Raw genomic sequence first — 23,077 nt, forward strand, 5'->3', positions numbered from 1 at the left:
TATCAAATTAAAGTCAACTGAGAGGGGAAAACAAATTTTGAGAAAGAGAACAACGAACAAACGTATAGTCTCGCTTGTAATGGCCCTGTTTCTGCTGCTGGGAGCGGTCACGCCTTCATTTGCGGCGGAGGGAGGAGTACCTGCAGCCGGCGGTTATACATCCTTTGTAACGGAAGATAATTGGGGTGGTGGAACTGTAGGGAATGAAGCGGCGGATGACGATCTTGATTTCTATACACGACTCAATGCAGATACAACTGATGGAGCTGATACGCGAAAAGCAGGGGATCCTCAAAGCAGTACTGCTCTTACGAACGGGACAGATGCAGATCCGAATGATCTGAATCCTTATCCATTCGAATTCAAAATACCAGTACCAGCGGATAAATTACCTCAATCAACAGCTTATTTATTGGTTAGAGCGTATGATGTCGACGAAGAGCAAGGGGAATGGGACAGGGTTTATCTTTCCAATAATCCAATATCGTTAACGCCAGATCCTGGCGTTCCGGCCGGATATACATGGCCATCTACATCAAACTGGGGGAATACTACATATAAACGCGGTTTTGGACTCAGTTCTTATGTAGGTGCATTGTCAGGTAACAATGCCAAATGGAATACGACCGTATTTAAGCTTGATCCAAGTCAAGTGGATGAGAACAATTACATCGGCATTTCGATTCATCATAATCCTAATATTGGCACGCTCAACACAGGTTGGGAAACGACCATTGACTGGGGCCAGTTGGTTCTGGATGGCGGTAAAAAGGAAACTGGTGAGTTGACTGACGTCAATGTTGATTTTACAGGTACGACAATAACGGTGGATACTACCGTACAGGGTAACCAACCGGGCCAGGACTTTGTTATTGAAGCTAATGTAATAGATCCCGCTGGTAACAATGTGGCCACTAAGACAATTAAGGTGCCGGCATCGGCTGTAGGGTCACCACTGGACCCCATTACATTTACGGGTATAAACGCAAACTCAGAATATACGGTTAACATTGTTTTATTCGATGAGGAGGAAGAAATGAGCGGTCCTAACGCTGATATGGGATATAAAGTCCCAACGTTGGCGGAGCATATCTATGCCGTCTCGACATCGAAGGTATCGAATATTGCGAAGACAGCAAAGCAATATGTACCGACTGATTTCACTGCCGATGATTTTAAAAACCATTACTTGAAGCATGATGGTAATGTTAACGGCGGCCAGTTGAGTAAGGTCAGGATCGTGACTTTACCTGATGCAAACAAAGGGAAGTTAGTTCTATACGATGGGGACGGTGCGATTGTCGGAGACATCGCAGCCGGTCAGGAGCTGGATGCAGCAACTGAACTGCCGTACTTGAAATTCGTTCCGGTTGAAGCTGGCTTTACAGAGACAGCGACTTTCGATTGGAACGGTTCTAATGTTGATAGCGGAGAGTATGCACTAGACAACGCAGAGGCAGTTTTGACTGCTAACGGCGCCCCGCTCGTAGACAATATTGTAAAACACATAAATAAGGGTGAAGAGCCCAGCTTCTCTCCGGATGATTTTCCGAATAATGTGAAATTTAATGACCCTGACGGTGACGGGTTGGCAGAAATTGAAATTGTAAGTCTTCCGTTGAGTGGCACACTGGTCTTCAAAGACGGGGATGGCGAGGAGCCCGTTGTTCCTGGTCAGAAAATTGCTAAGAATGACCTGGATCATTTGAAATTTATTCCAGCTTCCGGTCAGACGGGAGTGGCAGCATTCGATTGGAACGGATCGGATGGGCTTGAATATGCAAAAGATCCTGCTACTTTTACATTTATGATTAATACGCCGCCCGTTGTCGGCGACATTAACAGAACCGGACTTGCCGGAGCCATTATAAATTTCGGTGAGGATGATTTTGGCAATGATTCGGTGTTCAACGATTCAGATGGCGATGACAGTTTGGAACACGTCAAGGTTACTGTGCCTGCAGACTTTGACAATAACGGGAAGCTTTGGTATCTCCCTGCTTCTGTTTCTGAGGCAGTATATATTGAAGCAGGAACAACAGTAGAAATTGATGCCATCGAGCTTGATAGTCTCAAATTTGAACCGGCCGACACATTGCCGGATGGCAGCACAGTAACATTTAGCTGGCACGGAAGTGACGGTAAGGAATATTCCGAAAATGCTGGACTTGTAAATATCACATACAACGGCATACCGGTTGCCCAGCCCATGACTTTTGAGGCCGAAGAAGGCACACCGCAAATTATAATTGTTTTGAAGGGATCCGATAGAGAATCGGTCACCGGTCTTGTATACGGAGCATCGAACCCGTTGAAGGGCTCCTTGGAACCGGCTGATCCGAACGATCTGAATGGAGATACTTGGATTTATACACCAGATCCGGACTTTACCGGGGGTGAGGACAGCTTCACGTACACTGTAACGGACCCTAATGGTCAAGAGAGCCAACCAGCGTCTGTGACAATTAAAATCAATAAATCACTCGACGGATGGGTGGGCGACAAAGAGCTTGGTGATCCGAAGGTCGTCAAAGCGATTTCAGGAGAGCCGCTTATGTTGTCTGCGGTAAGCTCACTGCTGGCTGATGGGGTAACAGCGACGGTGAATGGACAACCCGTTGAGCTGACTCTTGCGAATGCTGAGACCTATACAGCAGATGGCTATAAGAAATGGGTTAAAATCAATTTCGTTCTCCCGTCCGAGACGGCAACCGGCGTATACACGGTAGCCTTCGAGGCGAGAAAATCCGATAATTCCCTGCTGTCGGCCGAGCCGGAGAACAAGCTGGCTGACAATAAGTTCGAGGTTGTCGGAGTGGATCTTGCGCTAACCGCAAACCCGGATAAAATCGTGGGAGACGGCAAGTCGACTACCGAGCTGACCGCTGTGCTTAAGGATGCAGACGGCAATCCGCTTTCCGGCGTTGAGGTGGAATTCAACGCACCAATCGGAGAGTTTGTCGGATCCAATAAAGCCGTTACGGATGAGCAGGGTAAAGCTGTCGTAACCTACAAGTCGGCCAAAATTACCGGCATCGACGAGCAGCAGATTCCGGTTACGGCTATAGTCTACGATCCAGAAAAAGGCTTGAGCGGCCAAGATCAAATTACGGTGACCTTCCAGCCCGCTACGATCAAAGGGGTCATCACCAAAGGCGATACGAACGAGCCTGTTCCCGGCGCCAGTGTGAGAGTGACGCTTGATCTGAACGGAGACGGCAAGATCGAAGCCGGCGTCGACTTTGACGGAACGGTCGTAACCGACTCCAACGGCGCTTATTCGATTCCGGTTCCCAAGGGCGATGCGGAATACGATCTGGAGGTTACGCAAACCGTGATTGTCGGCGGTATTGAGACTCCGGTAACCTTTAATCAGAAAGCTCATGTCGGTACGGTTACCGGCAGTGAGGATGAGAGCTTCGATTCCGAGAAGACCGTAACCGGTATCGTTTTGTTCCAGAAGCCGGATGGCAAAACCAGCCTGATCAGCGATGAAATGCTGGGCAAAACGAAAGTATATCTTAAGGATGCCGCCGGAAATTACGTTTCCGAGAATGGTGTTCCCAAAGCATTCGAGCTCCAAGCCCAAGGTCTGTTTAATGCAGATGGGTTAGCAGTAGGCGATTACACGCTGGAAGTCAGCTACGAGCTTGCTCCAGGCCAGGAAATCATTGTCAGCCGCGGCACTGTAGGCGTTAAGGCCAACGGCGAAATGAACATTACCGAGGAACTGGTCGATCCGTACGGTACGATCACGGATGCGGTGACAGGAGCCAAGATTGAAGGTGCGAAAGTCGTTCTGCATTTTGCGGACACGCAGCGCAACAAAGACAACGGCAGAACGCCGAATGGCGAGGTTACACTGCCTCTCCTGGCGGGCTTCGACCCGAACGACAACGCGAGCCCGGAACAGCTCAGCGATGAGCATGGCTTCTATGCGTACATGGTATTCCCGGAGACGGATTATTATCTGACCGTTACAAAAGACGGCTATGACAGCTATACAAGCCCAACAATCTCGGTTGAACGGGATATCGTGAAGCATGATCTACAATTGGCTCCGGTTACTCCAGGGCCTGGGCCTGTCTACATTCCGCCAGCCGCACCTGATGTAACGCTGAATCTTTCTGTGGACAAGAACCTTGTGGAAGCAGGCGGCCAATCGACGATTACAGTCGATTACAAAAATCAATCCACAGCCCAACTGGCTGCGGGAGAAATTAAAGTAACGCTTCCCGAGGGCGTGGAAATTATTGATGCCAATGGCGGTAAAGTAGAAGGAAACACGATTTTCTGGCCGATTAAGGATCTTCCGGGTGGAGGATCGGGAAGCTTCAAGATCGTTGTGAAATGGCTTCAGCTGGATGCAAACGACGCATCATTCAACGTATCGGGCGAGTTTACTGTGAACAATAATTCAGCCGCTCCTGTAAAGGCGCAATCGGCTGTGAAAATTCAAGTATTCTCCATTGAAAAGCTGGAGCATCAGCGTTACATTCTGGGCTACCCGGATGGGCTGTTCAAACCGAACCGCTCGCTTACACGAGCGGAGCTTGCGGCGATTGTTGCCCGTCTGACGGAGAACAATCAGCTGGAGGATACGCTCAGCTTTACCGATGTGCCGGCCGATTACTGGGCGGCAAACTATATTAAAATTGCAACGAAGCACGGCTACTTCAGCGGTTTCGAAGACGGCACATTCCGTCCCGACGCTGCAGTAACAAGAGGAGAACTGGCATCGGTTATGGTGCGCTTCCTCAAGCTTGATGTAAGCAAGCCTGGGGAATTGCATTTCAACGATGTTAAAGGCCACTGGGCGGCGTCTGCGATCGAAGAATTGTATCGCAGCAATTTCGTCGCCGGTTATCCGGACGGATCGTTCAAGCCCCGCAACAGCATTATCCGTTCCGAAGCGGTTACCTTGATTAACCGTATGCTCTACCGGGGTCCTTTGACAGGCCTCGATGCCATGTTCCCGGATGTACCGGAGAGCCATTGGGCATTCGGAGATGTGCAGGAAGCGACAGTATCTCATGAATCCGTCCGGAATTCGGACGGAAGCGAAACCTGGGAGAAAAATATCGCGGACGACGTTGAATAAGTAAAAGAAAGACCACCAAGAACCAACCTCCCTCTTGAAGGGCGGTTGGTTCTTGCCGTTTCCTGCAATATTTATTGGTCCGGTTTATTAGACCTGTATTAAGAACCTGCACGTGAGGCGCTGTTTCCATACGAAAAGGCCCTGGTCGGCGGACTGATCAGGGCCTTTTCAAGCATTTACCATATTGCAGTTTCTGCGGGATCCCACCCTACTGGGAACCTCCGGGATCTTCCCTATTTACCGGATTCAACAGCAACAGCTTTTAACCCGCCCGCTGTGTGGCCGCCCGGGACGAACGCCGTAAGAGGTACGCATTACGAATAACCACGTCAGCTTCAATTAATGCCGCGGCAGGCCGCATTCCGTCATCGCCCCCGGTCACTCGCTAAAATACCGCCCTGCCTGTAGATTGTTGACGAATTCCTGCAGCCATGTGTAATAGCTGAGCCCATGCCGAAGCTTGTGCAGATCCTTCAGGCACAGCTGACGCTCCTCCTCCGGCGTATCCATCGCCAGAATCAGCTCCGTCAGATCCGGAAGAACCCCGTTGATCGCCTCCGTCATCACATCCACTTCGCGCTGCAGCTTGGTCGTAAAGAAGTTCTGGAACGCGAGGAAGAAATCAGTCTCCGCAAGATACAAATCTTTGCGGTCCTCTTTCTCATCCAGCTTGGTGACCATTTTGGAGGCCATCAGCGAACGGACCGCATAGCTCATATTGCTTTTGCTCATATTCATATGGGTCTTCATCTCTTCGAGTGTCATGGGCTTGTCCTCGAAATACATAATGCCATACAGCTCGCCGAATGAATGGGTCGCGCCATACAAATCCATGGTATCCGCTATCGCATCAATGACCTTGCGGCGAAGCTCCCCGCGCTGCAGCGGCGAGCGCTCTTCCCCATCCGAAGCCGTCTGTTTCATAAGTTCACCTGCAATCGCATTGAATTCATCATGGTTCTCCTTGTATCATTATACGTTTTAAGCACAGGAATGAACATGCGGCATTTATCCTTTTTTACATGATCTTAAATTCTATTTTACACTAAGAAAACCAAACTCTACACTTTTAACTGTACAATAAATTTTGAACGAACCCACATGATAATGCGGAATGAGGGGGATAAACGAGAGAATCATTTGTTAATGTTAAAAATATATTGAACGATTAGGAGGGGCAGATTTGAAACAATCGAAACTTGCCGCAGACGGGAAGGCACTGCTCTTCACCCTGCCGGCGATGGTTCCGCTCACGGTCTTCTGGCTCGGTCCGCTTGTGTACGCCTTCTACCTGAGCTTCACCGAGTGGGATTTCATGAGCCCGGACAAGCTGTTCGTCGGCCTTGATAATTACACGGAGCTGATCAGCAATCCGCTCTTCTACAAGGCGCTCGGGGTAACGCTGCTGTTCTGTGCAGGAAGCGTGGTGCCGACCCTGATCGGCGGACTTGCCTTTGCGATGCTGCTGAATAGCAAGCTGCGGTTCTCGGGTTTGTACCGGGCGCTTATCTTCTCCCCGTGGGTGACGCCGACTGTCGCGGTCTCCATTGTATGGTCGTGGATTTTCGAGCCGGAGGTCGGTCTTGCCAACAATGTGCTGCGGGTATTCGGCTCGGATGGCATCGGCTGGCTGAATGATCCCAATTGGGCGCTCGTCGGCATCCTGATCGTTACGATCTGGAAAGCTGTCGGCTGGGCGATGGTTTTCTATCTCGTGGCGCTGCGCAATGTTCCGCCGGATCTGCTGGAGGCGGCCGGGATTGATGGAGCGGGAAGCTGGCGCAGATTCATCCATGTTACGGTGCCGCTCATCTCGCCCGCTACCTTCTTCCTGTCGATTGTTCTGATTATCCAGTCCGTGCAGGCCTACGATCAGATTAATGTCATGACGCAGGGCGGACCTTCCGGATCCACGCGGACCTTATTGTACATGTATTATCAATCGGCGTTCGAATCCTACAATATTGGCGAAGCGTCCTCTGTAGCGGTGGTGCTTGTCATCGGCTGCGTGCTGCTCTCGCTGGCTTCATTCACAGTCAGCCGGCGAAGCGTGCACTACCATTAATAATCAAGGGAGAAGGAGAGAGCACACCTATGACTGAGAGAAAAACAATGCCTGCCCTCACAAGGCATCTGCTGCTGGTGCTGGTCGGCGCCGTAATGGCCTTTCCTTTCTATTGGATGGTTACGAGCGGCCTCAAGACCAATGACGAGATCTGGCAGTTCCCGCCAACCTTCTGGCCGGAAGCCCCCAAATGGGGCAATTTTCTGGAGGCTTGGGAGGCGGCGCCCTTCTGGCGTTATATGACCAACAGCATCGGCGTGGCCTGTGCGATCGCATTCATTCAGGTGATCAATTCCGGCATGATGGCCTACGCGCTGACCCATATGAAATTCCGGCTGAAGGGTCTCTTGACCGCCGTGATCCTGCTTGGATATATGGTGCCGAGCACCGCCGTATATTTGCCCAGCTACATCGTGTTGGCCAAGCTGAATCTGCTTGATTCCTACGCAGGCATGATTTTGTCCAACTGCGTCAGCGTGTTCTCGATCTTTCTGATCAGACAGGCCTTCCTGCAGGTATCCCATGAGATCGTGGAGGCCGGGCAAATCGACGGAGCAGGGCATTCGCGCATATTGTGGACCCTTCTTATTCCGCTTGTGCGTTCCTCGTTTGCGGTGCTGGTGCTCATCACGTTCATTGAGCAGTACAACAACTATTTCTGGCCCATGCTCATCACCAAGAATCCGGATCTGCAGCTGGTATCGGCGGGTCTGCGCAGCTTCTTCGTGGAGGGGGGTGCTTATGGCTTGAAATGGCCGCTGATTATGGCAGCCAGCTCATTCACGATTGCGCCGTTACTGCTGCTGTTTCTGCTGACGCAGAAGACGATTATGCAAAGTGTGAATTTATCCGCGGGAGTCAACAAGGGTTAACAAAACGAATGGAGTGGGGGAAATGAACATGATAGTATTCAAAAAGGGTCTGCTGTTCACGATGGTAATGAGCTTTATCCTGCTTGCGGCATGCGGTACCGGTGGGGAAAAAACGAATAATACGGCCAATACAGCGGCCGGGAATGAGGCAGAGACAGCGGTGAACACCGAGCCTGCAGCGCCGGAAGAACCGGAAGTCAAGGAGCCGGTTACCATCGAGTTCTGGTACGGGCTGGGCGGCAAGCTGGGCGAGCATATGAAGACGCTCATCGACGAGTTCAACGCGTCCCAGCAGGAAGTCATTGTGAAGGGAATCGTCCAGGCCGATTACGCGGAGACCGAGCAGAAGCTTCAGGCTGCCATCGCCGCAGGCAAGGTGCCGGCCGCCGTTCTGGCTTCCAACGTGGATTGGGCGCGCAAAGGTTATTTTGCCCCGATGGACGATATGATTGCCCAGTATCCGGATTATAACAAAGAGGATTTCGTGCAGACCTTCCTGACGCAGGGACAGGTGGACGGCAAGCAATATTTCATCCCGATGTACGGCACAACCCAGGTCATGTACTACCGCAAGGATATGTTCGAGAAGGCGGGCATTAAGCCCGAGGAAGTCAAGACTTGGGAAGACCTTGCAGCCGCAGCCGCGAAAATGACGCAAAAGGCGGATGGCAAAACAACCGTATACGGCTGGGAGCCGATGTGGGGCTACGAGAATATGCTTGATGCCGTATTAAGCAAGGGCGGACGCATTCTCAGCGAGGACGGCAAGACGGTTATGATTGATTCCCCGGAATGGGTGGATACCTGGTCATTGTTCGGCAAGTGGATTCATGAGGACGGCATTATGAGCATTCACTCCGGCGGACAAGGCTGGGAATATTGGTACAAGACGATTGACGACGTGATGAAAAGCCAGGCGGCCGGCTATACCGGTTCAAGCGGCGACCAGGGCGATCTCGACTTTGCGCAGCTTGGGGCAATGGAGCAGCCGGGCTGGGCGGGCGTTGGCGAAGGCAAGCCTGTAGCGAATGCGATTATGGCAGGCATTCCGGCAAAAGCAAGCCCGGAGGAGCAGCAGGCGGCGTTCAAATGGTTCGCGTTCTTCAACAATGCCAAAAACACGGCATTCTGGTCGATGAACACCGGCTACATCGCAGTCCGTCAATCTGCGCTTAACGATCCCGATTTTGTGGCCTACAGCGAGCAGAATCCGCAAAGCAAAATCCCGCTGATGCAGGCGTCGCATGGCTCCGCTCCTTTCCAGGATCCAACAGGAGGCAAAATCAACGATGCCCTGAAGATTGCGGCCGACAAGGTGCAGATCGAGAATGTACCGGCGGAGAAGGCGCTTAAGGAAGCGAAGGAAACCGCGCAGAAAGCGCTGGATAATTTGAAATAGGAGTGACTTGTAAAATGCCTGAACTCATGATCCATCATCGCAGCTATGGTATAACGGGCATTTTATTCGATAAGGATGGAACCCTGCTGGACTTCATATCCATGTGGGGCGGCTGGAGCTGGCGTATGATGAACAGCTTCAGAAGACGGCTTGCGGAGCAGGGCCTGGAGCTGCCGGCGATCGAGCCCTCCCTGTGGGGAACGATCCATAGGCCGGATGGCTCGATCAGCGGCTATGACCGGGGCGGTCCGCTGGCCATGGGGACGATGCAGGAACTGTTTGCCCTGCTGATCGGGCAGGGCTACCGCCTCGGCCTGTCATGGGCGAAGTCCAAGGAGCTGGTGGAGTTATGCCGCTTGGATGCGGATGAGGAGCTGGAGCGGGTTCGTCCCGCCCGGCCGATCGCCGGGATCGTGGAATTTCTTGCGGCATGCCATGCGGAGGGTATCCCGCTTGGCGTGGTAACCGCCGATGAGACACAGGCGGCGGAGAAGCATCTGAATTGGCTGGGCATCCGGCAGTACTTCGGCGCTGTAGTCGGCACGGATCAAGTGGAGCGGGGCAAGCCATTCCCGGATATGATGGAGCTTGCCTGCCGCAAGCTATCCATTGACGCCCGGGGAGCGGCCGTGATTGGCGACACGAACGGCGATATGCGGATGGGCCGGGCCGCAGGAGCAAGGCTCTGCATTGGGCTTGGTGAAGCCGGTTCCGAGAATGCGTTGGCTGACGATTTTCCCGATGCGGATATCATCATTGGCGATTATAGGGAGCTTCGGCCGGGGGGAGGAGCAGCATGAAGACGGAGAGCAGTATAGGCTGGCTGTTTCTTGCCCTGGCGATTGCTCTGGAGCTGTCAGGCACGATATCGATGAAAATGTCCGAAGGGTTCACCCGGCTGTGGCCTTCCGTGCTGATGTTCCTCTTCTACGGAGCGAGCTTTACGTTCCTGAATTATGCGCTGCATTACATGAATATGAGCGTTGCCTATGCGATTTGGTCCGGCATCGGCATCGTCCTGATTTCGCTTGCGGGCGTGAAGCTGTTCAATGAGCAGCTTCCGCTTTCCTCTATTATATGGATTATTGTGATTGTCATTGGAGTAATCGGATTAAATATCAGCTCCAAGGTTCATTAACGGCGGTAAATATACAGGGACATATTCGAAGTGAGCAGCTTATGCTATAAGATGCACATATGAAAAGCAGCTAATGCGAAAGATGCACATCCGAAAAGCAGCCTATTTGAAAAGGAGTGCGGGCATTCCAATGAAGCGAAACGATCATAACGAAGCGGGGAAGCCGCTGGTTACCTTCCAGGTCATAACAGACACTCATGTGACTGCAGATGCCGATCATGAACACAACCGGAATTTGGACAGAGCGCTAAAGGATATTATCGCCAATAGTATGGGCAGCAGCGGTATTATGCATGTCGGCGATCTGACAGATCACGGTTTTATAAAGGAATATGAGCAGCTGAACCACATCATAGAAGCGAATAAAGAAGGGCTCCCCGCAATCCGGTTTGCGGTGGGCAATCACGATGTCGCTTTTGGCGAATGGGCTTCAAGGCTAGGGAATTACACCGCATACAGCGGTATGACGGGCGCCTATCATGATCACTGGATTGACGGGTATCATTTTATCTTTCTGGGGACGGAGCAGGGGCTGAAGGACTTCTGTCATCTGACGCAGGAGCAGCTGGAGTGGCTCGATATGAAGCTGGGCGAGGAAGCCTCCGCGGACCGGCCGGTATTTGTTTTCCTGCACCAGCCGCTTATGGACACGGTGGCAGGCTCTTTGCAGGCTCAGGGGTGGTACGGCGTTGTGCAGGACAGCGAGCTGAAGCAGGTGCTGGGCAAGCATCCGCAAGCGATTATGTTCAGCGGGCATACGCATTGGCGGCTGGAAGCCGGACATACGATGTTCGATGGCCGGGGGGTTACGGCAACCATGTTTAATGCGGCCTCGGTCGCCTATCTCTGGACGGATGAGGACGAGCATCTTGCGGGCAGCCAAGGCTATTACGTGGAAGTATTCGCAGATAAGGTGCTGGTGAAAGGCCGGGACTTCGCATCAGGCAGTTGGGTGGAATCCTCGCAATTCCAGGTGGATTATCCGGCTTCCCGTTGATGGCTTCGGCGATTTGTCCCAAATCCGCCTGACGTTTCTCCATTGTTAGAAGCACGAATCTCCATTATTATAGCTATAACGATAATGATAATCATTATCGAATATTGATTATTTGACGGAGCTGCGGATGAAGCGGGCCAAGGAGCTGCTGCTGCTCTCCAATGATCCGCTGAGGGAAATTGCCCGCAGCAGCGGCTTCAAGGATGAATACTACTTCAACCGGCGTTTCCGCCAAACGATGGGATTCCCGCCGAAGCAGTATGCGCGTGCATATAATCATGGCGTCAGAAGAGAAGACTGGCGCGGCCGGGAAATCGAAATTCCTCTCCACCCCGCACGGGTAGTTGCCATCGGCTATGCGCTCGGGGAGATGATTGCCCTGGGCATCAAGCCGCTGGGCGCTGATCTGACCGTTATCCGACGGAAGGTAGTCTATCGGAACAAGCTGGGCAGCATTTCGGATGTGGGCACTGTGGGAGATCCCAAACGCATTCGCCAGCTTCAGCCTGATCTGATTCTGCACAGCAGCGATCTGAATGAATCGCTTGAAATTTTCTCGGATATTGCGCCGACGGTGAGTATCCGCAGGAGTGAAAACTTATTTGACCGGCTGCGGCTGACGGCGGAATTATTCGGGAAGAAGCGGCAAGCGGAGAATTGGATTGCCCGATACGAGAGCAAAAAAAACGACTTTTGGAGGAATTACGATTCAGGCAGAACGGCCAGGGAAACGGCAGCCGTTCTTTTGCAGCTGCAGGAGCAGCTTTTTATAATGGGGAACCGCGGAATCGCGTTAACGCTTTATCACCCGTTGGCATTCAGACCGGCCAAAGAAGTGGAAACTATGATCGGGGACGGGATTCCCTTTCTCGCGATATCGGCAGCGGATCTGCCGGCTTACGCCGGGGATCGGATATTTCTTCTGATCGGCGAAGACGGGCTGTCGCAGAGCGAGGCACGCAAGCTGACTGGCAGCAGGCTCTGGCAGGAACTGCCTGCCGTCCAATCCGGCCGGACCCATGTGACGGATGCCAAATGGAATTTCGATGATCCGATTACAAGGGACATGCTGCTGGCCATGCTCCCGCAGCTTTTGAGCCAATCTTCGTAAGAGGTTGGTTAAATGGACAAAATTGCGCCTGGAGAAAAAGCGGGAAATGTGATCGGATCGTTGATAGATGGGGGTAAATGGACATTATACCCAACCTGGGATGTGCGCATGTAAAGGAATGCATTTGTGTGTAAATATGCAAAAAATACTCTTTCGCCCATGAGGGGAAAGAGTATTTTTTTTAACTTTACAGCATATATAAGTTTCACCTTTATAATTGCCATTAAGGGTAAGCGAAGATTTGCCGACGGAGGGAGGCAAGAACCGGCTCTTCCGACCTTTTAGAATCCTATATATTTCGCTTCTATAAGCCAGATACGTAAGGTGTTTCTTCCTGAACTGACAGCATTTGATCAGTCTCATACTTCGCTTCAGCCAAGCTTCTTAAAACCCTTAAAGTCCTGGAGGAACTTCCAGTCCAAGCCCCTCTGCAACGCGTCTTCCGTATTCCGGATCCGCTTTGTAGAAGTGGCCGATCTGGCGGAGCTTGATCTCGTCCTTCTCAACGGGAGCCATGGCTCCGACGATGTTCTTGATGAGGCGTGCCCGTTCCTCTTCGCTCAGCAGGCGGTACAGGTCCCCCGGTTGCGTATAATGATCGTGCTCATTATAAGCGACGCTCGCCGCGAGGCCGGATACGGGGTACGCGGCTTGCTTGCTTTCCGGGGACTCTGCAGGTCCGCCATAGCTGTTGGGCTCATAGTAGACGGAGCCTCCGCCATTGCTGTCAAACCGCATTTGGCCGTCGCGCTGGTAGTTGTTCACCTCATTGCGCGGCCGGTTGATCGGCAGCGCCTGATGGTTGGCGCCTACACGATAACGATGCGCATCCGCATAAGCGAACAAGCGGCCCTGAAGCATTTTGTCAGGCGAAACATCGATGCCCGGCACGAGCGTGCCAGGCGAGAAGGTAGCCTGCTCCACCTCGGCAAAATAATTATCCGGATTCCGGTCGAGAACCATCCGCCCGACTTCTATGAGCGGATAATCCTTTTGCGACCATACCTTCGTCACGTCAAAGGGGTCGAAGCGGTACGTATCCGCATCTTCAAGCGGCATAATCTGCACGAATAATTTCCATGCCGGGAAATCCCCGTTCTTAATGGCGTTAAACAAATCCTCGGTATGATGATCGGGATTTTCTCCCGCTATTTGGGTGCCGACCTCCTCGGTCAGATTGCGGATGCCCTGCTCCGTCTTGAAATGGTATTTCACCCAAACGGCGTTTCCCTCCTGATTCACCCATTTGAAGGTGTGGCTGGAGAAGCCGTGCATATGACGGAAGGTGGCGGGAATGCCGCGGTCCGACATCAGAATCGTGACCTGGTGCAGCGATTCCGGGGAGAGGGACCAGAAATCCCATACCGCGTTCGGATTTTTCAGATGAGTGGCAGGGTGGCGCTTTTGCGTATGGATAAAGTCCGGGAACTTGATGGCGTCGCGAATGAAGAAAACCGGTGTATTATTGCCGACCAGATCATAATTGCCGTCTTCGGTATAAAATTTCAGGGCAAAGCCGCGCGGATCCCGCACGGAATCGGCAGAGCCGTTCTCGCCGGCCACGGTAGAGAACCGGGCGAACATGGGGGTGCGTTTTCCCACCTCGGACAAAAAGCTTGCTTTCGTATATTTCGAAACATCCGCTGTAACCTCGAAATAACCGTGCGCACCTGCGCCTTTGGCATGAACGACCCGCTCCGGAACGCGCTCTCTGTTGAAATGAGCCAGCTTCTCGAGCAGGTGGACATCCTGGATCAGAGTCGGTCCGCGGGAGCCCGCCGTAATGGAGTTCTGATTATCTCCAACCGGAGCGCCCCAGCTTGTGGTAAGCTTATTCTTATCTGTGGTCATCGTTCAATCACCTCTTCTGTTTGATTATGTTTTTAACTATAAATTATATGATAATAATTATCAATATAAAACTAATATTAAATTATAATAAATATAATTAAAGGAATAGAATGGGCCTGTTTAGAACACAAAAAGACTGGAAGCACATCTGAAAATGTGCCGCCCAGTCTTTTTTTAATGTGTAATTGCGTTAACCCTTAGGGTGCTTGGTTTACAGGTTGTTCACCTGATTTGGGCCAAGATGGCAATACCCCGTCCTGTTTTTGGAGATATAGGTTTAGACTGGAATTGTTTTGACGGGGTTTTGGGCATTCGGCGATGAAAGCCGGAAAAGCAGGAAAAACCTTGCTGCAGCGCAGATGTGGGCCGCTTGGGACAAACAGTCAGCTCCAGCAAGGAAAAATCGGCTTACATGCACGCCAGCACCGGTATCCGGCGCTGTAAACCGGAAAAACCTTGCTGCAGAGTAGATGCGGGTGCTGGGGGCAGCTGCGGGCCGCTCAAACAGTCAGCCACATGAGTGTCCATTTTCCCCAAATTTCCCCTTATCGCCATACTTTCACCATGTTCGCACGCGCAGTAATAAGCGATGATAAGACACATCAGAGAGAGCGCAGGGGCGCAGAACTTGAAGCACGAAAACATTGGAGGTTCAAGCAAATCATGAATAGGAATTATAGCTTTCATGGAAACAATCATCGCGAAATGGAGCTTGCGCACGGCAAGCTTCATGTCTATGCCAATGAAGAGATTTTTCAATCCTTCCATGCGAATATGTACGAGATGGCGGATAATAATCTGCGCATTCCGCGAAATCAATATATGAGCTATACATCGGATGAGCCAGGTGGTCGCCGTGTGCAAGCCGATGGCGGCTATCAAAGGCATTTAACTTTAGATGCAGCTAACAGCATCAATAATCAGCACTATTAAAGATAATATCAATAATAGATTAGATTCGTGAAATGGGCGGCGAACCTTGGCTGGGATGTCTCATTCATCTCGCAGTGCCTGCACATGCTATGTGTTCGTATGCTGTACGACCGTACCGGCGCGGATCCCACCCTCTGTAGGGGTTCGAATCCCCTATCGTCCCCAACTGGGCGATTAAACTCAAGTGGCAGAGCACTCGACATTTAATCGAGAATGGCAAATCTGAAGCTTTTACCAAGGAGGAAGTCTCATGGCGGGCATTCGTGCCCTGTCGCTGCGGCAGCGGCTATGCAATGGGGCGGATACCGAACCAGCGGACATTCGCTAGGTCCCGGCTGTCAGGTCAGGGGGCGGGGAGCAGGCGGAACCATCGCCTGTGAACAGCAGTCTGACAAGACACCGAACCTGAGAAGGGCGCTGTTCTCAAGCCCGATTCCGTCTAAGCTGCAGGAGGCTTCTCAAGCGTAAAGGCAACAAACGAAAAAAGAGGTGCAAACAAACATGTTGAAAAAAGTGATCATAAAAGCGGATGAACGGGGATTGTTGTTCCGCAAAAGCAGCTATGCCAGACATCTTCAGCCCGGTACATACCGGACATCCGTCTTTTCCGACGATACCATAACGATCATGAATGTGGCGAAGCCGTTTGATGTGGCAGGCAAGGAGCTGCAGCTGTTTCTGCAGGATAGTCAGCTTGTTGAGGAATTGGCGGTCGTGGATGTGGCGGATCATGAATACGCGCTGCATTACGCGGACGGCAAGTTCATATCTATCCTGAAACCAGGCGTATACGCCTACTGGAAGGCATGGAAGAAACACAGCTTTACGCATGTGGATACCGGGAAGCCGGAAATATCGGGCGAAGTGGATGCCGCCATTCTGCCCAGGCTGAACGGGTATGTGCAGACGATTGAAGTTGCGAGCTACGAATCAGCGCTGCTTTACTTCAATAATGTCCTGCAGCGGGAGCTGCATCCGGGCAAATATTATTTCTGGCGCGGCCCCGTTGCCGTTACGGCGAAGCCGGCAGATCTGCGGCAGCAGCAGCTGGATATGACCGGGCAGGAGATGCTGACGGAGGATAAGGTGACGCTGCGGCTTAATTTTGTTTGCCAATACCGGATCGTGGACCCGCTGAAAATTATGGCCATCAAGTCCTTCGAGGACCAGATTTATATTGTGCTGCAGCTCATTCTGCGTGAATACGTCGGCACGCTGAAGCTGGATGAGCTGCTCCGGATTAAGCAGGAAATTGCCGCATTCGTGCTTGCCCGCCTGAACGAGAAAAGCGGCCAGTACGGCGTGCAGTTTATCTCGGCCGGTGTGAAGGATATCATATTGCCCGGCGAGATCCGGGATATCATGAACACGGTTCTGCTGGCGGAGAAGAAGGCGCAGGCCATGATTATCACCCGCCGGGAAGAGACCGCGTCGACCCGCAGCCTCTTGAATACAGCGAAGCTCATGGATGAGAACCACACGCTCTACCGTCTGAAGGAGCTTGAATTTCTGGAAAAGATCTGCGAGAAGGTCGGAACGATCTCGCTGACAGGCGGAGGCAATCTGCTCGAACAGCTCAACGCGCTGGCGAACGCCGCCCAGCGCCACTCCTCGAGCCGTTTGGCCGACTCTTCGCCCCGGGGCGAATCGTAATGAGCGTGATGACAGCGGAGGCGAGCGCCGTGGATGCGATAATGGTAAAAAGCAGTACCATCGACCGGTCCATCAGCAGTGCGCTTGCCGGCGGTCCTGCCGCAACCCCGATGAACCGCATGCTGCTGTACAAAGAGGTCACTGTACCTCTTTGTTCCTTTTCTATGCCTTCCGTGATCAGGGCGTCCAAGCTTGGCAGCGCAGCGCCGATTCCGGTCGAGGAGACGCCCAGCATAGCGACCATCCACCACGTATGACTCCACTGCAGCCATCCGAGTATATACAGACTTGCGGCCGCAACAACCAATCCGGTGAAGCACGACCATTTCATAACAACTTTATTCTCGCCGATCCATTTGCCGCTCAGATACGAAGTCAGGCAAAGGCAGGCGAGCGGAACGGCGAGCACCAGCCCTTTGATGATCGAATTCAGCCCCCGGTCCTCCAGGGTCTCCGACAAATAAAACAGGCTGCCGAAGATGACAAACATGCAGATGCCGCCAATCGCGAAGATGCCGTACAGCCATTTGCCCTTCGACCGCAGCAGGGAGCCGGTGGTTTTCAGGAAGGTCCTCAGGCCGGTGTCGGCTGTTTCCCGCTCTTTGGAAGGGGATTTGACCAGAAATAGGACCAATACGAATGAAAGCATACTGAATATCGGAATGGCAAAAAAAGGAATATACCATGCCCAAATCGCCAGCGATGCGCCCAGAATGGGGCTAAGCACCTTGCCGAAGGTATTGGAGGTCTCCACCACACCCAGCCCGCTGCTGACATCTTCTTTCTTCTTGAACAGATCTCCTACCAGCGGAATGACAACCGGAAAACATCCTGCAGAACCGAGTCCCTGGACCAGACGAGCCGCGATGATCAGCCCGTAGGCGTGATTGGCCCACAATGCCGCGAGGCCAGCTCCCACGCCGGCAGCCGAGACCAGAATAAGGCCGGGAAGAATAACCGCTTTGCGGCTGAACCGGTCTGATAAATAGCCTGCCAGCGGAATGAACAGAATAGCCACCGCCGCGTAGACGGTGATGATCAGACTGGCCCGGAAAGCACTGATGCCCAAAGCCTTCTGCATAGAGGGAAGAATGGGAATGAGCATGGAGTTGGCCAGTGTCATGGTTAAGGGAATTGAAGCTATCGAGAGCAAATCCCATTTCTTTTTCGCTTCCATGCCGGCTGATTCTCCTTATATAAAGTTTATCGGTTTAGATGGAATTAAGGCTTCTGGTGCTTGTAATCGGTGCGCTGATACTCAAACAAGCTTAACCATAATGGTACAGGATTATGCAATACGGGCGGTGCTCTGACGATAGCTGAATTCAGGTGGCCGCTATATCCGGTCAGTACAGAAAGAATACGTTGACAAATGCTGGGTGACGCCATTATGATATACAAAATTAATGAGAGGAGGCCGATGAATATGACCGTATTCCAACCGTTTTATACAAATAGGCAAGGAAATTCCATTCACGGCCCTCTGACGGGATCTGTGAGCATTAAATAAGATTTACGCGTTGAACGGTGAAGCTTAGATAATGAAGCTGCTTGTGAAGCTGTGGACCCTGGCAAGACGGTCCGCAGCTTTTTTACGTTAGTCGTATTCTATTATGCGGGCAGCGGAGTCTGGCTGGCCGATCAAGTCCCTGCCGGCTGCTGCAGCCGCAAGGAAATTTAGCTCGAATTGCGGTATTCAAAGACAAGGTGAGAGGGATGCTTCCCTACCGGAGCCTTGTCTTTTCCCTCTGCGCGTATTTAAATAGGAGTAGCAATTATGCTTCAATTGGAATCGAGATCGTGTTTGGAGAGACGATGAAGACAGACAGGATAGACATGAATACAGGATGGAGGAACAAAATATGCGCAAGCTGGTCTTTTTTATCGGGGGCGCCGGGGCGGGGAAAACAACGGTGGCTAAAGCTTTGGCGGCCAGGCGGCATGCGCCCTTATTCGATATGGATACGTTGTCGAGGCCGGCGTCCGAGGCGATTATGAAGCTTTCCGGCCTTGATCCGAACGACCGCGATTCCCCTGTTTACAAGACGCTTTGTCGCGATCTGGGGTACAGAATCACGATGGACGCCGCGCTGGAGAATGTGGATATCGGCAGTGACGCTTATGTGATCGGACCCTTCACCAAGGAGACCGAAGATCCGCTGTGGCTGGAGCGGGAGCTTGCCGGGATTGGAGCGGCGCTTCAGGATGTGGAGGTCAAGGTCATCTTCGTAGAGCTGCAGAAGGAGGAGCTCTATCGCCAGCGGATCCAGCGCAGAGGCTCCATTCTGGATGCCTGGAAGCTTGCGAACTGGAGTGCGTTCAGCCAGTCTCTTGCTCCCCGCCATACCCTCTGGAGGCTGCCAGCTTCGTCCGTGCTTCATTATGACAACTCCGCATCATTGGATCATGAGAGACTGTCGCTAATTGAGCAGTTCGTCTATGGCGGCAATACCGACCTTATTGAAATAAACCCATGAGCCAGGGAGCTGCGCATAAGGTAATGAAGGCGGTGCAAATCATCGCAATTCCGGCCACCGAGCCGGATACTGAGCCGTACTCCAGTGCTTTGCTGATTCCGGCCGCGTGGGCACCGGTACCAAGCAGCAGTCCCCGTGCAATGGGATGCCTTATGCGGAGCCATTTGACAAGCAGCGGCCCCATAATCATTCCCACCAGTCCCGTAATGACCGTCGCGGCAGCCGTAATGGCGGGGACCCCTCCGATCATCGAGGACACCGAGACGGCAATCGGAGTCGTTGCCGAGCGCGGTGCGAGGCTGCTGGTGATATCATCAGACAGTCCGAATAAATGGGCGAGCCCCGCAGTAGTCACAATCGCGGCAAGAGCGCCGCAGTCGACACTGGCGAGGATGACCACGGCGTTCTTTTTTAATAGATCAACATTCTTGTAGAGGATGACGGCAAGCGCAATCGCAGCAGGCTCCACCATATCGGAGAGAAGGCCCGCGCCTTGATCATAGTCTGCATAGGTGACGCCGCTTAAGCAGATAACCGCGATGACGATAATTGGCGTAATGAGCAGCGGCGTCAGATACGTTTTGTTGAACGTACGGTAGAACCGTTTCGCTGCCCAATAGATGGCAATCGTGCAGCCAAGCCAGAATAATGCCTCCATCAGCTCATCCCCTCCTTCTTTTGCCTCCCGGATATCCATTGACAGATCAGTCCGCTGAACAGCATAACGGCAATTGTGCTCGCGGCGATCGTAAGCATGATGACTAAGCCGCTGTGCACGATCAGACTTGTATAATTCATAATCCCCACCGTGGCCGGAATGAAGAACAGCAGCATCTCTGCAAGCAGCCACCTGGACCCCCGTTCAATCCAGTTCAGGGGGACGAGCTTCAGCTTGAGCAGCGCGAGTGTGAGCAGGATGCCCGCAATGCTGCCAGGGACTGGTAGATTCAGCCATTCCACGAGATGATCCGCGATTTGAGCCATTAATATGAAGAACAGGATCTGCAGAATCAGGTTAAATAATGATTTCATGGCCTTCGCTCTCCTTCGCTTGTAATGCTAGTATACGAAGTCACCTTTCATGAGTAAAATGAATATAATGAATTATTTACATTCTATTTGTCTATGTGAGAAGGGGCAGGGGCTATAGCTATCATGGAAATTCGACATTTGCAGGTTGTTGCCGAAATTGTACGCCAGAACAGCTTCACCAGAGCCGCCGAAATGCTTCATCTCACCCAGCCGACCATCAGTAAGACCATCAAGAATTTGGAGAACGAACTGAACGTTGAAGTGTTCATCCGTGACGGCAAGGCTATTAAGCTGACGGATGCGGGACAGGCCATCATGAATTATACCGGTCCCATTCTTAAGCTGTTCGATCAGCTGCAGTCGGAGCTTCATGATCTGACCTATTTGAACAAGGGGCATATCTCGCTGGGTCTTCCGCCTATGGCAGGGGCTAATTTCTTTCCCTCTGTAATCAAAAGCTTCCAGGAGACTTACCCCGGGATTGCCATCCGGATGGTGGAGGAGGGTTCCGTTAAAGTGGAAGAGAGCGTCGCAAGCGGAGAGCTGGATGTTGGCGTCGTGCTGACCCCGGTCGATGATGAGCTGTTTGAATCCTTCCCCGTCATTGAGGAGGAGCTGAGGGTGATCATGCACCCGTCCAATGCGCTTGCTGGAAAGCAGCGGGTGGAGCTTGCCGAATTGGCAGAGGAGAGGTTTATTCTGTTCAACAGCGATTTTGCCCTGCATAACCGCATTATTGCGGAATGCCGCGCGGTCGGTTATACGCCACGTATTGAATATGAAAGCACGCAGTGGGATTTCATCGGGGAAATGGTAGCGGCGAATCTGGGTATCGCCATGCTGCCGGATACGATTTGCCGGTTCTTTGATAAGGACAAGGTATGCTCGGTTCCGCTTGTCAGTCCCGTCATCCCTTGGCAGCTGGCCATGGTATGGAGGCGGGATGGCTATTTGTCGCGTGCCGCGCGTGAATGGATTTTATTTACAAAAGATTTATTTGCGGACTCAAGCCTGAAGAGAACGAATCTGAGATAATGCAAGGGACGGCTTGGGATGAGGGGCGGGGTTCATCACTTGGCTTTAGTTATGCATTAATGGGTAATATATTAGAAGAATAAGGGTGCTGCCGGAAGAAGAACGGCTCTGAAACCATCAAAAGAGAGGTATTCCACGATGAAACTGACACCAGAGCAGCTCATCACGCTGCACGGTTTTAACAATCTGACCAAATCCCTGAGCTTCAATATGTACGATGTTTGCTATACCAAGACCAAGGAAGAACGAGAGGCCTACATTGAATATATCGACGAGCAGTACAACTCCGACCGTCTGACGGGGATTCTGCAATCTGTTACCGATATCATAGGCGCCCATGTGCTCAATATCGCCAAGCAGGACTATATTCCGCAAGGGGCCAGCGTCACCTTCCTGATTTCCGAGGGTCCTGTGGAGGAGGCTCCGACCGAATCGTTCGAGCAGTCTCCGGGGCCGCTGCCCAAATCCGTCGTGATGCATCTGAATAAAAGCCATATTACGGTTCATACTTACCCCGAATACCATCCGGATGAAGGCATCAGCACCTTCCGCGCGGATGTGGACGTGTCGACCTGCGGCGAGATTTCTCCGCTGAAGGCGCTGAATTATCTCATTCATTCCTTCGATACCGACATCATGACGATCGATTATCGCGTGCGCGGCTTTACCCGCGACATCCACGGCCATAAATTGTTTATAGACCACGATATCAGCTCGATTCAGAATTATATTCCGGATCAAATCAAGGGCATGTATGATATGATTGATGTCAATGTCTATCAGGAGAATATTTTCCATACCAAATGCAAGCTCAAGCAGTTCGATCTCAACAATTATTTGTTCGGCTACACCAAGGACAAACTGGGCCCGGGGGAAGAGCAGGAGATTACGGAGCAGCTGAAGATGGAGATGGACGAAATTTTCTACGGCAAAAATATGAGCGTTGGTTCCATCGGGCAGGGCTCTAAGGAGTGAAGAATTGAACAACAGCATTCTGGACAAATATTGTATCGTGATGATCGGCTATGCCGTCTCCCGGATCGGCCAGGTCAAGAAAGTAACGGGCCGGACGGTGCATGTGGATTGGGGCAACAAGACGATGATCTATATCAACAAGGATTTCAAATGGATTCCCGTGACAAGGGAAGAGGTCGAGACGAAGTACAGGAAGAGCAAGTTCACTCCCGAGTCGCTGAAGCGGGCGGAGGAATTGGGACTGACTATTCGGTAGCGGGGAGCGGATGGAAGCTAGAAGCGCGGCGGGTTATTTGAGAACGGACAGAACCAGGCTGTGCACAGAGTAATAAGCCCGTGACCACAATGAATAATGAAGGCCACGAATATGCTGCGTGCTGCAGCGGGTTCGTGGCTTTTTTTGTGCCAGAAAGTATAGCAGCAGCCTGATTTTTTCTT

19 protein-coding genes are annotated in these 23,077 nt (G+C 52.0%); 14 read left to right on the forward strand and 5 right to left on the reverse strand.

Annotated elements, in window-relative coordinates; genetic code table 11:
• The first annotated feature begins 37 nt into the window (after window positions 1-37).
• Window positions 38-5,101, forward strand: a complete 5,064-nt coding sequence (locus tag AC0YOA_RS18510; RefSeq protein ID WP_475787820.1) for an S-layer homology domain-containing protein — start codon at window positions 38-40, stop codon at window positions 5,099-5,101.
• Between the two features lie 378 nt (window positions 5,102-5,479).
• Here AC0YOA_RS18510 and AC0YOA_RS18515 read toward each other — a convergent pair whose 3' ends face one another.
• Window positions 5,480-6,025: a GbsR/MarR family transcriptional regulator gene (locus AC0YOA_RS18515; RefSeq protein ID WP_210044678.1), complete on the reverse strand. Its 546-nt coding sequence runs from the start codon at window positions 6,023-6,025 to the stop codon at window positions 5,480-5,482.
• A 316-nt stretch (window positions 6,026-6,341) separates the two neighbouring features.
• Here AC0YOA_RS18515 and AC0YOA_RS18520 point away from each other — a divergent pair, with 316 nt between their 5' ends.
• From AC0YOA_RS18520 to AC0YOA_RS18550, 7 genes are all read left to right on the forward strand, one after another.
• Window positions 6,342-7,166: a carbohydrate ABC transporter permease gene (locus AC0YOA_RS18520; protein ID WP_475787981.1), complete on the forward strand. Its 825-nt coding sequence runs from the start codon at window positions 6,342-6,344 to the stop codon at window positions 7,164-7,166.
• Window positions 7,167-7,195: 29 nt separating this feature from the next.
• Window positions 7,196-8,038 (forward strand): carbohydrate ABC transporter permease, encoded by an 843-nt coding sequence (locus AC0YOA_RS18525; RefSeq protein WP_475769968.1) that lies wholly within the window; start codon window positions 7,196-7,198, stop codon window positions 8,036-8,038.
• Between the two features lie 28 nt (window positions 8,039-8,066).
• Entirely contained in the window at window positions 8,067-9,437 is a 1,371-nt protein-coding gene (locus AC0YOA_RS18530; RefSeq protein ID WP_210044676.1) for an ABC transporter substrate-binding protein, read from the forward strand.
• Between the two features lie 14 nt (window positions 9,438-9,451).
• Entirely contained in the window at window positions 9,452-10,237 is a 786-nt protein-coding gene (locus AC0YOA_RS18535) for an HAD family hydrolase (protein ID WP_475787821.1), read from the forward strand.
• Window positions 10,234-10,575, forward strand: a complete 342-nt coding sequence (locus AC0YOA_RS18540) for a DMT family transporter (RefSeq protein ID WP_379114647.1) — start codon at window positions 10,234-10,236, stop codon at window positions 10,573-10,575. Before AC0YOA_RS18535 ends, AC0YOA_RS18540 begins: the two co-directional genes overlap by 4 nt.
• Window positions 10,576-10,705: 130 nt before the next feature.
• Window positions 10,706-11,572, forward strand: a complete 867-nt coding sequence (locus AC0YOA_RS18545; RefSeq protein WP_475787822.1) for a metallophosphoesterase family protein — start codon at window positions 10,706-10,708, stop codon at window positions 11,570-11,572.
• Between the two features lie 112 nt (window positions 11,573-11,684).
• Window positions 11,685-12,683 carry an ABC transporter substrate-binding protein gene (locus AC0YOA_RS18550; RefSeq protein ID WP_475787823.1) on the forward strand — a complete coding sequence of 333 codons (999 nt, stop codon included), beginning with the start codon at window positions 11,685-11,687 and terminating at the stop codon, window positions 12,681-12,683.
• 393 nt (window positions 12,684-13,076) lie between these two features.
• On the opposite strand, the gene katA is transcribed toward AC0YOA_RS18550, so the two are convergent.
• Window positions 13,077-14,534: a catalase KatA gene (katA, locus tag AC0YOA_RS18555; protein WP_475787824.1), complete on the reverse strand. Its 1,458-nt coding sequence runs from the start codon at window positions 14,532-14,534 to the stop codon at window positions 13,077-13,079.
• A 663-nt stretch (window positions 14,535-15,197) separates the two neighbouring features.
• On the opposite strand from katA, the gene AC0YOA_RS18560 reads away from it, so the two are divergent.
• A complete protein-coding gene (locus AC0YOA_RS18560; RefSeq protein WP_475787825.1) occupies window positions 15,198-15,467 on the forward strand; it encodes a hypothetical protein in 270 nt (89 codons plus the stop codon).
• A 501-nt stretch (window positions 15,468-15,968) separates the two neighbouring features.
• Complete coding sequence (locus AC0YOA_RS18565) at window positions 15,969-17,120, forward strand: slipin family protein (protein WP_475787826.1); 1,152 nt, start codon at window positions 15,969-15,971, stop codon at window positions 17,118-17,120.
• On the opposite strand, the gene AC0YOA_RS18570 is transcribed toward AC0YOA_RS18565, so the two are convergent.
• Entirely contained in the window at window positions 17,044-18,297 is a 1,254-nt protein-coding gene (locus AC0YOA_RS18570; protein WP_475787827.1) for an MFS transporter, read from the reverse strand. The genes AC0YOA_RS18565 and AC0YOA_RS18570 overlap by 77 nt on opposite strands.
• A gap of 685 nt (window positions 18,298-18,982) precedes the next feature.
• Between AC0YOA_RS18570 and AC0YOA_RS18575 the strand changes: the two genes are divergently transcribed.
• Window positions 18,983-19,597 (forward strand): P-loop nucleotide/nucleoside kinase family protein, encoded by a 615-nt coding sequence (locus AC0YOA_RS18575; RefSeq protein WP_475787828.1) that lies wholly within the window; start codon window positions 18,983-18,985, stop codon window positions 19,595-19,597.
• Here the strand turns inward: AC0YOA_RS18575 and AC0YOA_RS18580 are convergent.
• On the reverse strand, window positions 19,578-20,255 hold the full coding sequence (locus tag AC0YOA_RS18580) for an LrgB family protein (RefSeq protein WP_475787829.1): 678 nt from the start codon (window positions 20,253-20,255) through the stop codon (window positions 19,578-19,580). The genes AC0YOA_RS18575 and AC0YOA_RS18580 overlap by 20 nt on opposite strands.
• Entirely contained in the window at window positions 20,255-20,629 is a 375-nt protein-coding gene (locus AC0YOA_RS18585; RefSeq protein WP_475787830.1) for a CidA/LrgA family protein, read from the reverse strand. Before AC0YOA_RS18585 ends, AC0YOA_RS18580 begins: the two co-directional genes overlap by 1 nt.
• Before the next feature lie 123 nt (window positions 20,630-20,752).
• Here AC0YOA_RS18585 and AC0YOA_RS18590 point away from each other — a divergent pair, with 123 nt between their 5' ends.
• The 3 genes from AC0YOA_RS18590 (at window position 20,753) to AC0YOA_RS18600 (ending at window position 22,895) form a co-directional block, all read left to right on the forward strand.
• On the forward strand, window positions 20,753-21,664 hold the full coding sequence (locus AC0YOA_RS18590; protein ID WP_475787831.1) for a LysR family transcriptional regulator: 912 nt from the start codon (window positions 20,753-20,755) through the stop codon (window positions 21,662-21,664).
• Between the two features lie 138 nt (window positions 21,665-21,802).
• Window positions 21,803-22,639 (forward strand): adenosylmethionine decarboxylase, encoded by an 837-nt coding sequence (gene speD / locus AC0YOA_RS18595; protein ID WP_475787832.1) that lies wholly within the window; start codon window positions 21,803-21,805, stop codon window positions 22,637-22,639.
• A 4-nt stretch (window positions 22,640-22,643) separates the two neighbouring features.
• The gene (locus AC0YOA_RS18600) at window positions 22,644-22,895 is read left to right on the forward strand and encodes a hypothetical protein (protein ID WP_475787833.1); all 252 of its coding nucleotides are present in this window, start codon (window positions 22,644-22,646) and stop codon (window positions 22,893-22,895) included.
• Window positions 22,896-23,077: the final 182 nt, after the last annotated feature.

It is taken from the genome of Paenibacillus sp. JT22N12 (assembly GCF_056269365.1).

What these genes read in the sequence shown, in the direction of transcription:
- AC0YOA_RS18515 (WP_210044678.1), bottom strand. Translation starts at nt 6,025, where the DNA reads ATGAAACAGACGGCTTCGGATGGGGAAGAGCGCTCGCCGCTGCAGCGC.
- AC0YOA_RS18520 (WP_475787981.1), top strand. Translation starts at nt 6,342, where the DNA reads ATGGTTCCGCTCACGGTCTTCTGGCTCGGTCCGCTTGTGTACGCCTTC.
- AC0YOA_RS18525 (WP_475769968.1), top strand. Translation starts at nt 7,196, where the DNA reads ATGACTGAGAGAAAAACAATGCCTGCCCTCACAAGGCATCTGCTGCTG.
- AC0YOA_RS18530 (WP_210044676.1), top strand. Translation starts at nt 8,067, where the DNA reads ATGATAGTATTCAAAAAGGGTCTGCTGTTCACGATGGTAATGAGCTTT.
- AC0YOA_RS18535 (WP_475787821.1), top strand. Translation starts at nt 9,452, where the DNA reads ATGCCTGAACTCATGATCCATCATCGCAGCTATGGTATAACGGGCATT.
- AC0YOA_RS18540 (WP_379114647.1), top strand. Translation starts at nt 10,234, where the DNA reads ATGAAGACGGAGAGCAGTATAGGCTGGCTGTTTCTTGCCCTGGCGATT.
- AC0YOA_RS18545 (WP_475787822.1), top strand. Translation starts at nt 10,706, where the DNA reads ATGAAGCGAAACGATCATAACGAAGCGGGGAAGCCGCTGGTTACCTTC.
- katA (WP_475787824.1), bottom strand. Translation starts at nt 14,534, where the DNA reads ATGACCACAGATAAGAATAAGCTTACCACAAGCTGGGGCGCTCCGGTT.
- AC0YOA_RS18560 (WP_475787825.1), top strand. Translation starts at nt 15,198, where the DNA reads ATGAATAGGAATTATAGCTTTCATGGAAACAATCATCGCGAAATGGAG.
- AC0YOA_RS18565 (WP_475787826.1), top strand. Translation starts at nt 15,969, where the DNA reads ATGTTGAAAAAAGTGATCATAAAAGCGGATGAACGGGGATTGTTGTTC.
- AC0YOA_RS18570 (WP_475787827.1), bottom strand. Translation starts at nt 18,297, where the DNA reads ATGGAAGCGAAAAAGAAATGGGATTTGCTCTCGATAGCTTCAATTCCC.
- AC0YOA_RS18575 (WP_475787828.1), top strand. Translation starts at nt 18,983, where the DNA reads ATGCGCAAGCTGGTCTTTTTTATCGGGGGCGCCGGGGCGGGGAAAACA.
- AC0YOA_RS18580 (WP_475787829.1), bottom strand. Translation starts at nt 20,255, where the DNA reads ATGGAGGCATTATTCTGGCTTGGCTGCACGATTGCCATCTATTGGGCA.
- AC0YOA_RS18585 (WP_475787830.1), bottom strand. Translation starts at nt 20,629, where the DNA reads ATGAAATCATTATTTAACCTGATTCTGCAGATCCTGTTCTTCATATTA.
- AC0YOA_RS18590 (WP_475787831.1), top strand. Translation starts at nt 20,753, where the DNA reads ATGGAAATTCGACATTTGCAGGTTGTTGCCGAAATTGTACGCCAGAAC.
- speD (WP_475787832.1), top strand. Translation starts at nt 21,803, where the DNA reads ATGAAACTGACACCAGAGCAGCTCATCACGCTGCACGGTTTTAACAAT.